Origin of the sequence: Pseudomonas sp. B33.4 (genome assembly GCF_034555375.1) — a bacterium.
GTDB lineage: Bacteria > Pseudomonadota > Gammaproteobacteria > Pseudomonadales > Pseudomonadaceae > Aquipseudomonas.
Genome location: NZ_CP140706.1, coordinates 2,544,805 through 2,557,220, shown reverse-complemented (window position 1 = coordinate 2,557,220; position 12,416 = coordinate 2,544,805). Strand labels below are relative to the sequence as shown.

13 protein-coding genes are annotated in these 12,416 nt (G+C 59.4%); 9 read left to right on the top strand and 4 right to left on the bottom strand.

Features of this window, described 5'->3' with window-relative positions; all coding sequences use genetic code 11:
• Nucleotides 1-76 precede the first annotated feature (76 nt).
• Both U6037_RS11360 and U6037_RS11355 read right to left on the bottom strand, forming a co-directional pair.
• On the bottom strand, nt 77-418 hold the full coding sequence (locus U6037_RS11360; RefSeq protein WP_322846805.1) for a hypothetical protein: 342 nt from the start codon (nt 416-418) through the stop codon (nt 77-79).
• A gap of 167 nt (nt 419-585) precedes the next feature.
• Nucleotides 586-1,149 (bottom strand): helix-turn-helix domain-containing protein, encoded by a 564-nt coding sequence (locus tag U6037_RS11355; protein ID WP_160057355.1) that lies wholly within the window; start codon nt 1,147-1,149, stop codon nt 586-588.
• Nucleotides 1,150-1,234: 85 nt separating this feature from the next.
• Between U6037_RS11355 and U6037_RS11350 the strand changes: the two genes are divergently transcribed.
• A complete protein-coding gene (locus U6037_RS11350; protein ID WP_322846804.1) occupies nt 1,235-2,170 on the top strand; it encodes a DMT family transporter in 936 nt (311 codons plus the stop codon).
• A gap of 105 nt (nt 2,171-2,275) precedes the next feature.
• On the opposite strand, the gene U6037_RS11345 is transcribed toward U6037_RS11350, so the two are convergent.
• Nucleotides 2,276-2,635: a hypothetical protein gene (locus tag U6037_RS11345; protein ID WP_322846803.1), complete on the bottom strand. Its 360-nt coding sequence runs from the start codon at nt 2,633-2,635 to the stop codon at nt 2,276-2,278.
• A 338-nt stretch (nt 2,636-2,973) separates the two neighbouring features.
• Here U6037_RS11345 and U6037_RS11340 point away from each other — a divergent pair, with 338 nt between their 5' ends.
• Genes U6037_RS11340 through U6037_RS11315 form a run of 6 tightly spaced genes read left to right on the top strand, consistent with a single transcriptional unit; the run spans nt 2,974 to nt 9,031 of the window.
• Nucleotides 2,974-5,892 carry a monovalent cation/H+ antiporter subunit A gene (locus U6037_RS11340; protein WP_322846802.1) on the top strand — a complete coding sequence of 973 codons (2,919 nt, stop codon included), beginning with the start codon at nt 2,974-2,976 and terminating at the stop codon, nt 5,890-5,892.
• Entirely contained in the window at nt 5,892-6,236 is a 345-nt protein-coding gene (locus U6037_RS11335) for a Na+/H+ antiporter subunit C (RefSeq protein WP_007910763.1), read from the top strand. Before U6037_RS11340 ends, U6037_RS11335 begins: the two co-directional genes overlap by 1 nt.
• Nucleotides 6,233-7,912, top strand: coding sequence for a monovalent cation/H+ antiporter subunit D (locus U6037_RS11330; RefSeq protein ID WP_322846801.1), 1,680 nt, complete (start codon nt 6,233-6,235; stop codon nt 7,910-7,912). The genes U6037_RS11335 and U6037_RS11330 overlap by 4 nt, the downstream gene beginning before the upstream one ends.
• Nucleotides 7,909-8,397 carry a Na+/H+ antiporter subunit E gene (locus tag U6037_RS11325; RefSeq protein ID WP_322846800.1) on the top strand — a complete coding sequence of 163 codons (489 nt, stop codon included), beginning with the start codon at nt 7,909-7,911 and terminating at the stop codon, nt 8,395-8,397. The genes U6037_RS11330 and U6037_RS11325 overlap by 4 nt, the downstream gene beginning before the upstream one ends.
• A complete protein-coding gene (locus U6037_RS11320; protein ID WP_007910754.1) occupies nt 8,394-8,672 on the top strand; it encodes a K+/H+ antiporter subunit F in 279 nt (92 codons plus the stop codon). The genes U6037_RS11325 and U6037_RS11320 overlap by 4 nt, the downstream gene beginning before the upstream one ends.
• Complete coding sequence (locus tag U6037_RS11315; protein WP_007910752.1) at nt 8,669-9,031, top strand: Na+/H+ antiporter subunit G; 363 nt, start codon at nt 8,669-8,671, stop codon at nt 9,029-9,031. Before U6037_RS11320 ends, U6037_RS11315 begins: the two co-directional genes overlap by 4 nt.
• A 160-nt stretch (nt 9,032-9,191) precedes the next feature.
• Here U6037_RS11315 and U6037_RS11310 read toward each other — a convergent pair whose 3' ends face one another.
• Nucleotides 9,192-9,632, bottom strand: coding sequence for a DUF3995 domain-containing protein (locus U6037_RS11310; protein ID WP_322846799.1), 441 nt, complete (start codon nt 9,630-9,632; stop codon nt 9,192-9,194).
• A 94-nt stretch (nt 9,633-9,726) separates the two neighbouring features.
• On the opposite strand from U6037_RS11310, the gene U6037_RS11305 reads away from it, so the two are divergent.
• Both U6037_RS11305 and U6037_RS11300 read left to right on the top strand, forming a co-directional pair.
• The gene (locus U6037_RS11305) at nt 9,727-10,116 is read left to right on the top strand and encodes a DUF2946 domain-containing protein (protein WP_016982997.1); all 390 of its coding nucleotides are present in this window, start codon (nt 9,727-9,729) and stop codon (nt 10,114-10,116) included.
• Nucleotides 10,117-10,208: 92 nt separating this feature from the next.
• Entirely contained in the window at nt 10,209-12,341 is a 2,133-nt protein-coding gene (locus tag U6037_RS11300; protein ID WP_322846798.1) for a TonB-dependent receptor, read from the top strand.
• The last annotated feature ends 75 nt before the right edge of the window (nt 12,342-12,416 follow it).

Below are 12,416 nucleotides of genomic sequence, written 5' to 3'. Positions count from 1 at the left end.
CCTATGACCGAAATCATAGGGGCATATGAAGACACCTGACACCATGCCCGCCTGGGTTATTCATAACATGGAGGTTTCAATGATCAATCCTATAGTTGATCGGCTCCGATGCACCGGCATTCACCCCGCCGAACCAATAAATGTATCTGAACGGCACCTCCTTATTCGTCCCCGCGAAGTCTAAAAACATGTTTTTGGGAATTGTAAATTCGAAGGTCCTGTCGGCAATGGGACCTAAAAAATGTTCAGTCCTTTCAGTTCCGATCTCTATTTCAATAGAGTCGTCGTCTTTTTCGAACGGCGGCTTGGGAATAACTGCTGTCGCGCCATCTGGGATGTCTTTCAGCGAGATAACGTTTGTACCGTTCGCTTGTTTAATTGCCAAAGGTTTAAGTAATGTCTCGGTTGAGTCACTCATCACGCAATTCCTTTACGTATCCAACGGGAATGCTCCATCTCAAGCGATGTGAGCGGTATCGGACATAATCGGTCACGCCCGTGAGTTCATCAGATATTGACGCCCTCATTCCGTCTACTGTCAGAAATTACAGGTAGATGCCTATTTCCGACAAATGGTCGCGGGTCTTATATCACCACATTGCGAACAAACCGTGCCGCGACATCGCCATCATTGCGATAGGAATGCGGCTGGTTACTGGCAAACATGAAAAACTCCCCAGTGCCGATGTGCTGCGGCTGATCGCCGAGCATCAGCGTCAGGCAACCTTCAAAGACGAAAATCTGCTCGCTCCAGCCCTCGGCATCCGCTTGCGACGGGTAGACCTCGCCCGGTTGCAGACACCATTCCCATTGCTCGACTTCGCGAGTGGCCGTGGCTTTGGAGAGCAGCACCGCTTTGCTGCCCGGGATCGTGCCCGCCCATGCCACCTCATTGATGCGGCTTGGATCACGCGCATCCGGCGCCTGGATCAGATCGCTGAAGGCCACATCAAGCGCCTCGGCAACGCGATCAAGCGTAGTCAGACTGACGTTCTTTTCACCCGCCTCGATCGCCACCAGCATGCGCCGGCTAACCCCGGATTTTTCCGCCAGCGCGGTCTGGCTCATGTCAGCGGCATGGCGTAGACGTCGCACATTCAGGCTGACGTGTTGCAGGACGGACGCCCGTTGCGTTGAATCTTTGTGCACTATATTGCTCACTCGGTGAGGTTGGGCAGTATACTGCGCAACGTTGGGCGCATTGTGCGGCCTCCTTTTTATAGTGCGCAAGGTCATGACGTCGCAGAACAGCTCTCCCACTCCCCTCCGTTTCTCTCGTTTCAGCAAAGCCGAGTGCGTGCTGGTGCTGATCACCATGGTCTGGGGCGGCACCTTTCTGCTGGTTCAGCATGCGATGACGGTCAGCGGGCCGATGTTTTTCGTCGGTCTGCGTTTTGCGGCGGCGGCTTGTATCGTGGCGCTGTTCTCGTGGCGGCATCTGCGCGAACTGACCCTGTTCGAACTCAAGGCCGGCGCCTTCATCGGCGTGGCGATCATGCTCGGTTACGGCTTGCAGACGGTCGGTTTGCAAACGATCCCGAGCAGTCAGTCGGCGTTCATTACTGCGCTGTATGTGCCGTTCGTGCCGTTACTGCAATGGCTGGTGCTCGGGCGGCGCCCCGGGTTGATGCCGAGCATCGGCATCATGTTGGCATTTACCGGGCTGATGTTGCTGTCGGGGCCGTCCGGGGCTGCGCTGAATTTCAGTCCGGGTGAAATAGCCACGTTGATCAGCGCCATCGCCATTGCCGCCGAGATCATTCTGATCAGCACTTATGCCGGTCAGGTCGATGTGCGTCGAGTCACCGTCGTGCAACTGGCAACCACGTCCGTGCTGTCGTTCCTGTTGGTGGTGCCTACCGGAGAAATGCTTCCGGATTTTTCCTGGACCCTGCTGGTGACCGCGCTGGGGCTGGGCGCAGCGAGTGCGGCGATTCAGGTGGCGATGAACTGGGCGCAGAAGAGTGTCTCGCCAACCCGGGCGACGTTGATCTATGCCGGGGAGCCGGTATGGGCCGGGATTGTCGGGCGGATTGCCGGGGAGCGGTTGCCGGCGATTGCACTGGTGGGCGCGGGGTTGATTGTTGCGGCGGTGATTGTCAGTGAGTTGAAGACCAAGGGTAAGGTTGTGCAATCCGACGTGGATCAGGGCCAGGAAGCTGAGGGTTAGGAGGGACTGAATGCACCCCGGGCACTCAAGAAGCAGCCTCTGTACCAAATGCCAGGCCGGTTCACTCACAATTCAGATTGAGTGATCGACCTGGCTACAGCACATTCAATCCGTTACTTCATACATTCTCTTTGCAGAAAAAAACTCTGCGTCTCCTTGCACTAACACGTAAAAAGCATCCGCCCATTCAGTATTGTTAAAGTGAAACGCCAGGACTCTAAATTCCAAAGGCTTGCCCAGATGCAACTCACTGAGTTGCAGACGAGAGGACCAGAGCCCTTCTTCTGTATCGGAATAAACGTCCAGTGTGTCGCCGGCTCTTGCCTGAGGAATAACGGGAACCACGAACGTGGCGCCATTCTTGGTTTTCTCCCTGGAAATAACATTCCCGACGGCTTCAGAAAAGTGGGGCGCCTGTAACTGGTCTTTCTTTGTTGTACGTTTCCCTTCTGATTGAATAAGCATCTTTCGACTCTCCTTGTACCAATGTATGGCCCACGCCGATTCGGCCGACCGTTCAATGCACCTCGGTGCCAAAGCAAGTAGAACGGCGTTACACAAAGGTCGTCTACTGTCAGAAATTACAGGTACAGAGCTTTTCCCGATAAACGGTCGCATATCGAGCGCATCCTTCCAGTGACATTTCATCCTTCCGAGGGCATCGGGCGACTGCCGGGCCTGGCGGAAACAATGCCAAACAGAAAATTCCAGACTACTTTGTAGGATTCTGAGACATCCTGGCGTTTGGTGATCGGGGAGCTGGCACGTATGATGCTTCACAAACTTCCGCAGATTAGAAGCCTATGTCCCTGATAGTTCTACTGCTTCTGCCATTCATTGGCAGCTGTCTGGCAGCGGTGCTGCCACACAACGCGCGTAATACCGAATCCCTGCTGGCAGGTCTGGTCGCTTTGATCGGCACCGTTCAGGTCGCGATGTTGTACCCGCAAATCGCCCACGGCGGCGTCATTCGTGAAGAGTTCATGTGGCTGCCCAGCCTTGGTCTGAACTTCGTTCTACGCATGGACGGCTTCGCCTGGCTGTTCTCGATGCTGGTGCTCGGCATCGGCACGCTCGTTTCTCTCTATGCCCGTTATTACATGTCGCCGGACGATCCGGTGCCGCGTTTCTTCGCGTTTTTCCTGGCGTTCATGGGCGCCATGCTCGGTCTGGTCATCTCCGGCAATCTGATACAGATCGTGTTTTTCTGGGAGCTGACCAGTCTCTTTTCATTCCTGTTGATCGGTTACTGGCACCACCGCGCCGATGCTCGTCGCGGCGCTTACATGGCACTGATGGTCACCGGTGCCGGCGGGTTATGCCTGCTGGCGGGGGTCATGATTCTCGGCCATGTTGTCGGCAGCTATGACCTCGACAAGGTCCTGGCCGCCGGCGACATGATTCGTGCACACGCCCTCTACCCTATTCTCCTTCCTCTGATTCTTATCGGCGCACTCAGCAAAAGTGCACAGTTCCCTTTCCACTTCTGGTTGCCGCACGCGATGGCGGCGCCGACACCGGTTTCTGCCTATCTGCATTCGGCAACCATGGTCAAGGCCGGGGTGTTCCTGCTCGCGCGTCTGTGGCCGTCGCTGTCTGGCAGTGAAGAATGGTTCTACATCGTCAGCGGGGCCGGCGCGTGTACGCTGTTGCTCGGCGCCTATTGCGCGATGTTCCAGAACGACCTCAAAGGTCTGCTCGCTTACTCGACCATCAGCCACCTTGGCCTGATCACCCTGTTGCTGGGCCTGAACAGTCCGCTGGCTGCCGTGGCGGCGGTGTTCCACATCCTCAACCACGCCACGTTCAAGGCTTCGCTGTTCATGGCCGCAGGCATCATCGACCATGAAAGCGGTACCCGCGATATCCGCAAACTCAGCGGCCTGATCAAACTGATTCCGTTCACCGCGACGCTGGCCATGGTTGCCAGCGCCTCGATGGCGGGTGTGCCATTGCTCAACGGCTTCCTGTCGAAAGAGATGTTCTTCGCCGAAACCGTGTTCATCAACGCCACGGCGTGGGTTGAAGCGGCACTGCCGATTGTCGCGACCATCGCCGGTACATTCAGCGTTGCCTACTCACTGCGTTTCACCGTCGATGTATTCTTCGGTCCGCCAGCCACTGATCTGCCGCACACCCCGCACGAGCCGCCGCGCTGGATGCGGGCGCCGGTAGAACTGCTGGTGTTCACTTGCTTGCTGGTGGGGATTTTTCCTGCGCAGATCGTTGGCCCGTTGCTCGCCGCCGCCGCGTTGCCCGTGGTTGGCGGCACGCTGCCGGAATACAGCCTGGCAATCTGGCACGGCCTGAATGCGCCGATGATCATGAGCCTGATCGCCATGTCCGGCGGCATCGTCGTCTACCTGCTGCTGCGCAACCAGTTCAAACTCGGCCGTTTCAAATACCCGCCGCTGGTAGGCCGCTTCAACGGCAAGCGTCTGTTCGAGCGCAGTCTGGTGGTGATGATGCGCATGGCCCGACGCCTCGAGCGGCGACTCGGTACCAAGCGTCTGCAGATGCAATTGTTCCTGATGGTATTGGCAGCGGTGCTCGCTGGCCTGATCCCGATGCTGCACAGCAGCCTGAGTTGGGGTGACCGGCCGAAGATTCCCGGCTCGATCGTTTTCGTAACCCTGTGGCTGCTGGCGATTGCCTGCGCTCTTGGCGCCGCATGGCAAGCCAAGTATCACCGTCTCGCCGCCCTGACCATGGTCAGCGTCTGCGGCTTGATGACCTGCGTAACCTTCGTTTGGTTCTCCGCACCGGATCTGGCCCTGACGCAACTGGCAGTGGAAGTGGTCACCACCGTACTGATTCTGCTCGGCCTACGCTGGTTACCACGACGCATCGAAGAAGTCTCGCCACTGCCAGGCAGCCTGCGCAAGGCGCGCATTCGTCGTCTGCGCGACTTGCTGCTGTCGATTGCCGTCGGCGGCGGCATGGCGCTGCTGTCCTACGCCATGCTCACGCGGCAGACGCCGAACGACATTTCCTCGTTTTATCTCAGTCGCGCCATGCCCGAGGGCGGCGGCAGCAACGTGGTCAACGTGATGCTGGTGGATTTCCGTGGCTTCGACACCCTCGGTGAAATCACCGTACTGGTCGCCGTGGCCCTGACGGTATTCGCCCTGCTGCGCCGCTTCCGCCCACCGAAAGAAAGCCTGCAGTTGCCAGCCCAGCAACGCTTGCTGGCACCGGACGTGGTCACCGATCTGGTCAACCCGCGTTCGGCCAGCGACACCGCACTCGGCTTCATGATGGTGCCGGCCGTGCTGGTGCGCCTGCTGTTGCCGATTGCGCTGGTGGTGTCGTTCTACCTGTTCATGCGTGGGCACAACCAACCGGGCGGCGGTTTTGTTGCCGGGCTGGTGATGTCGGTGGCGTTCATCCTGCAATACATGGTCGCCGGTACACAGTGGGTCGAGGCGCAAATGAGTCTGCGGCCGCTGCGCTGGATGGGCACCGGATTACTGTCCGCCACCGCTACAGGTCTGGGCGCGATGTTGGTCGGTTATCCGTTCCTGACCACGCACACCTGGCATTTCACCTTGCCAGTGCTGGGTGACATCCATATCGCCAGCGCGCTGTTCTTCGACATTGGCGTGTATGGCGTGGTGGTCGGTTCGACGCTGCTGATCCTCACCGCCCTCGCCCACCAATCGGTGCGCGGTCACAAGACTGCATCGCTGCCAAAATCCGTCGCCAGCAAAGGAGCCGTCTGATGGAAGAAGTCATCGCAATCGCCATCGGCGTGCTCGCCGCGTCCGGCGTCTGGCTGATCCTGCGCCCACGGACGTTCCAGGTGGTCATGGGCCTGTGCCTGCTGTCGTACGGCGTCAACCTGTTCATCTTCAGCATGGGCAGCCTGTTCATCGGCAAGGAGCCGGTGATCAAGGATGGCGTGACGCAAGACTTGCTGCACTACACCGACCCGCTGCCACAAGCACTGGTACTCACCGCGATCGTCATCAGTTTCGCCATGACCGCGCTGTTCCTCGTCGTTCTGCTCGCCTCGCGCGGCCTGACCGGCACCGACCACGTCGACGGCCGGGAGCCTAAAGAATGATGGCGATGACTCACCTGATCGCCGCACCAATCCTGCTGCCGCTGCTGACCGCCGCCATCATGCTGATGCTCGGCGAGCGGCACCGACCGCTGAAGGCGAAAATCAACCTGTTCTCCAGCCTCGTCGGCCTGTTCATTTCGGTGATGCTGCTGCAATGGACGCAAACCACTGGCGTCCCCGGTTCCATCGGCGTTTACCTGCCGGGCAACTGGCAGGCGCCGTTCGGCATTGTGCTGGTGGTCGATCGACTGTCGGCGCTGATGCTGGTGCTGACCGGGGTCATCGGCGTCAGCGCCTTGCTGTTTGCCATGGCCCGTTGGGACGGCGCCGGGTCGAGCTTCCACGCACTGTTCCAGATTCAGTTGATGGGCTTGTATGGCGCGTTCCTGACCGCTGACCTGTTCAACCTGTTCGTATTCTTCGAAGTGCTGCTGGCGGCGTCTTATGGCTTGTTGTTGCATGGATCGGGTCGGGCGCGGGTGTCATCGGGGTTGCATTACATCTCGATCAACCTGCTCGCCTCATCGCTGTTCCTGATTGGCGCGGCACTGATCTACGGCGTCACCGGCACGCTGAACATGGCCGATCTGGCGCTGAAGATCCCGCTGGTGCCGGAAGCCGACCGTGGCCTGCTGCACGCCGGTGCGGGGATTCTCGCCGTCGCGTTCCTGGCCAAGGCTGGCATGTGGCCGCTGAACTTCTGGCTGGTGCCAGCCTACTCCTCGGCCAGTGCACCGGTGGCGGCGATGTTCGCGATCATGACCAAGGTCGGCGTCTACACCCTGCTGCGCCTGTGGACGCTGCTGTTTTCAGGTCAGGCCGGAGCGTCTGCGTTCTTTGGCGGCGACTGGCTGATCTACGGCGGCATGGCGACCATGGCCTGCGCGGCGCTGGCGATTCTGGCCGCGCAACGGCTGGAGCGCATGGCCAGCCTGAGCATTCTGGTCTCGGCGGGGATTCTGCTGTCCGCGGTCGGTTTCGCTCAGCCGAACCTGATCGGCGCGGCGCTGTTTTATCTGGTCAGCTCGACGCTGGCATTGAGCGCGCTGTTCCTGTTGGCCGAGTTGATCGAGCGGTCGCGCTCGGCCAACGAAATACCGCTGGAGGACGAAAGCGAATTGCTGCCGCGTCCGCAGGAATCCCTGCAACCGCCCAAAGGCATCAACCTTGATGACGAGCAGAAAGCCGTGGTCGGTCAGGTCATCCCGTGGACCATGGCGTTTCTCGGCCTGAGCTTCATCGCCTGCGCCCTGCTGATCATCGGCATGCCGCCGCTGTCCGGTTTTATCGGCAAACTCAGCCTGATCGGCGCCTTGCTCAATCCGCTGGGCCTGGGCACTGGCGCGCCGATTTCCAACGCGGCCTGGGCGTTGCTGGCGCTGCTGATCCTCTCCGGGCTGGCGTCGTTGATGGCATTCTCGCGCCTGGGCATCCAGCGTTTCTGGACACCCGAAGAGCGCCCTTCACCACTGCTGCGCAAACTTGAATGCGCGCCGATATTTCTGCTGCTGGGGCTGAGCATCGTCCTAACCTTCAAGGCTGAACCTCTGCTGCGCTACACCCAGGCCACCGCCGACGCGCTGAACAACCCGCAGCAATACGTCATGGCGGTCCTCGGCACCCGTGCCGTACCAAGTCCGGAAGCCAAAGCCGCGATGCTGGAGGTGCAGCCATGAACCGTGTGTTTCCTGCACCGTTGTTGTCGCTGGCACTGTGCGCCTTGTGGCTGACCCTGAACCTGTCGATCAGCCCGGGCAACCTTTTGCTCGGCGCGATACTGGGATTCGCTGCACCATTGATGATGCGCAAATTGCGTCCGAAACGCGCGCGCATTCGCCGGCCGGGAACGATCCTGCGGCTGTTCCTGATCGTCGGTCGTGACGTGGTGATGTCCAACCTGATCGTCGCTTGGGGCGTGTTGAATGCCGGTCGTCGCCCTCCCCGTTCGGGCTTTATCAAAGTGCCGCTGGACCTGCGCGATGCTCACGGTCTGGCGACGCTGGCGATGATCTGCACGGTGGTGCCCGGCACGGTGTGGTCGGAACTGTCGCTGGATCGCAGCATTCTGTTGCTGCACGTCTGGGATCTGGATGACGAAGCGCAATTCATCGAGCACTTCAAGAGCACCTACGAGCGGCCGTTGATGGAGATTTTCGAATGAGCCCATTACTGTCGAACGCGATTCTGCTGACGCTGTTCCTGTTTTCGCTGGCGATGGTGCTGACGCTGGTACGTCTGTTCAAAGGGCCGTCGGCGCAGGATCGGGTCTTGGCGCTGGATTACCTGTACATCGTCGCCATGCTGATGATGCTGACCCTGGGCATTCGTTACTCCAGTGACACTTACTTCGAAGCGGCGCTGCTGATTGCGCTGTTCGGCTTCGTCGGCTCGTTTGCCCTGGCGAAATTCCTGCTGCGTGGCGAGGTGATCGAATGAATGCTGAACTGTCTTTGTGGATCGAGATTCCGGTGGCGATCCTGCTGGTGCTCAGTGGCCTGTTTGCGCTGATCGGTGCGATCGGGCTATTGCGCATGAAAGATTACTTCCAGCGCATGCACCCGCCGGCCCTGGCTTCGACGCTGGGTGCATGGTGTGTGGCGTTGGCGTCGATCATTTGTTTTTCGGCGCTTAAGTCCGGGCCGGTCATACATGCCTGGCTGATTCCGATTTTACTGGCGATCACCGTGCCGGTGACCACCTTGCTACTGGCGCGGGCGGCGTTGTTCCGCAAGCGCATGGCTGGGGATGATGTGCCGGCTGAGGTCAGTAGCCGCCGGACCGAGAGCGGTAGCTGATTCCGAATCCTTGTGGTGTTGGTGCTGGCCTCATCGCTGGCAAGCCAGCTCCCACAGGGTTTTAGGTGGAACCCGTTATTTGTCTACACCCACAATCACTGTGGGAGCTGGTTTGCCAGCGATGAGGCCAGTTCAGCAACCACAAAAATCCGATCTGCTCTCAGACCCAAGCCACCGCCAACAACCCCGCCCCCAACACCGCACACAAAGGCGAATACACCCAGGTGTCCAGCCGCGCAAATCGCGAATCCTTCACTTCCTTGAAGAACCCGACCAGATTGGAATCACCAATCGCCCGGGCAAACATCAACAGCGCAATCGCGCTGATTACCAATTGCAGCGCTTTGTGCGTCACTGCCGGCATTCCCCAGCCAACCCGCATGCACACCAACGCAGCAATCACCAGCAGTGCCGCCGCCACGATCAACGTGAGCCAGCCCGACGGTTTGAACGCCGGTCGCACCGTTGCGACAAATCCGCGCACCGGCACCTGCGGCACGACTACTGCCGCCGCCCATTGCCCACCCAACGCCCAATACACATGCATCAAGGCGATCACCGCAAACGTTGTCACCAGCCATTGAGCCAACACAAAGGTCATGGTTGAAATCCTTGGAAAGGGATTTGAACAAATCATCCTAGTCGGATTTTTTTCAAGTGCACGACCGATCAGCGGTACGGTAAAGTGCCGCCCCATGAAATTCTCCCGTTCCGATCGCTCACTGCTGGCCTGGATGCTCTATTGCTGCGTCCTGTTCAACGTGTTCGCCTGCAGCATCGGTCACGGACAAATGGTCGGCATGCAGCTGAACGGTATCGGCGGCCAGTTCTGTACAGTCGACCCGGCCACTCAAGCGCCGCTCGCCAGCAACCCCACCGAAGAACAACTGCCGACGCTGTCCAAGGCCTTCGGCTGCCCGCTGTGCTCGGTCGGCGGCGGCATGGGCCCGGCGTTCAACTCCAGCCTCACGCTGGCGATCCTGCCGGAACAACACAGCCCACCGCTGGCACCCATTGTCAGCGCCGACCTCCCTGCCCGCTTCACCTGGCCTTCGGCCAACCCCCGCGCCCCTCCGCTCGCCTGAGTGTCTCTACCTTTTTGATTTGTCAGCCCACTGCGCCAACGCGCGGCGTTCGCCTGTGCGCTGACTCCTAGACAAGCATTCAGGATTCAATGATGAAACAACTCACTCTACTGGCGAGCCTGTGCGGCTGCCTGTCCGTTAACGTCTGGGCGCAATCCACCGTGGATCTGGCGCCGATCACCATCGACGGCGAGTCCGGCGCAGAACCGGGCCTGAGCCTCGACCAATCCAGCGGCATGGCCTCGCGCCTCGGTTTGAGCGTGCGCAACACACCGGCTTCAGTGGCCATCGCCAATCGCAACGACGTCGAGCGCCACGGCGCACAGAACTTCCAGGACGCCGCCAACACCCTGCCCGGGGTCAACGCCAGCGCACCGCCGGGCTTCGGCGGATTCGTTTCCTACCGTGGTTTCACCAGCAGCCAGATCACCCAGATGTTCAACGGCATCAACGTTTCCGGCGGTCTCGCCAGGCCTGTCGATTCGTGGATCTATGACCGCGTTGAACTGGTCGGTGGCCCGTCATCGCTGATCAATGGCGCAGGCTCGGTCGGCGGTTCGCTGAACTACGTGACCAAACTCGCCACCCGCGATGAACAAGCCGTTGAAGGCCGGGTCAGCTACGGCAGCTACGACACCACCGAAACCGCGTTTGGCCTAAACCATGCCCTGACCGAGCCAGGCGCCGACGTGCAGCACTACGCGCGCGTCGACGTCAGCCACAACACCAGCAACGGCTACATCGACCGCCAGGAGCGCGATGCCTGGAGCGTGGCGTTCTCGCTGCTCAGCGACCTGACGCCCGACCTGTCGCACACCCTGGCTCTGGAATATCAGGACGAACATGAAGACAGTCCGTACTGGGGCACACCCGTGCTCAACCCCAAGGCCGGTGAGCTGAAGATCGATAAACACAATCGTTTCAACAACTACAACGTCGAGGACGGTCGTTACGAGCAGCGAACGATCTGGGTGCGCTCGATCATCGACTACCGCATCAACGACAGCACTACCCTGCGCAACACGCTGTATCACCTCGACAGTCAACGCGATTACCGCAACCTCGAAACCTACCAGTACAACGCCGACAACACCGCGGTAAACCGCTCCACCGCGTATCAAGTGCGTCATCAGGGCGAGCAGAACGGCAACCAGTTCGAACTGCGCCACGACAACACGCTGTTCGGTCTCGACACGACGTGGTCGGGTGGCTTTGAATACAAGGCCAACCAGACCACCAACTCGCCGCTGAACATCAAAGGCGCGAGCACGGTTGACCCGAACAACTACCGTCCAGGGCACTTCTACGACATTCCCGGCACCAACCCCAAGCTGATCAGCGACAAGACCAATGAGGTCACCACCAAGGCATTGTTTGTGGAAAACCGTTTGGCGTTGACCGACAAACTGTCGCTGCTCACGGGCCTGCGCTATGACGACATTGACCTCGACGTAACCAACCATCGCACCGTGACCGCCGCCAATCCCAAGCACCTCAAGCGCAGTTGGGAGCCAGTCACCGGCCGTGCCGGCCTGACCTACCAGTTCATTCCCTCGGCCAACGTCTACGTGCAATACAGCACCGCCGCCGAGCAGCCAAATGGCACACAGAATTTCGATGTCTCGACCGGCAAGCAATGGGAAATTGGCAGCAAATTCGATTATCTGAACGGCCGCGGTTCGGCGACGATTGCCGCCTACACGATTGAGCGAAAGGACTTCGCGGTGACCGACCCGTTAGATCCGGCCGGCAGTATTCCGGTCGGCCAGCAGACCTCAAAAGGCATAGAAGTCGCCAGTTCATTGCGCATCACTGACAAGTTGCTAGCCGAAGGCAACTTCGCTTGGGTCGACGCACAGTACGATGACTTCACCGAAAAGAATGCCGCCGGTGTGGTGGTCTCGCGCAAGGGCAACACGCCGACCAACGTGCCGGATCGGGTCGGCAATCTATGGCTGACTTATGATTTTTCGCCGCAATGGCAAGGTGGGGTTGATGCGCGATATGTGGCATCGGTGTATGCAGACACGGCGAACACCATGACCGTGCCGTCGTACACATTGTTTGGCAGCTTCCTCAGCTACAAGGTCGATTCGCACACCACCGTGACCGGGCGCGTGCGTAACCTGACCAATGAGGTGTATGCCGAGTTTGCACATGTTTCGCCGGCGTATTACCTCGGAACACCGCGCACCTTTGAATTGGCGGTGCAAACGAAGTTTTAAAAGCATCGCGAGCAGGCTCACTCCTACAGGGGAATGCATTCCAATTGTAGGAGTGAGCCTGCTCGCGATGAGGCC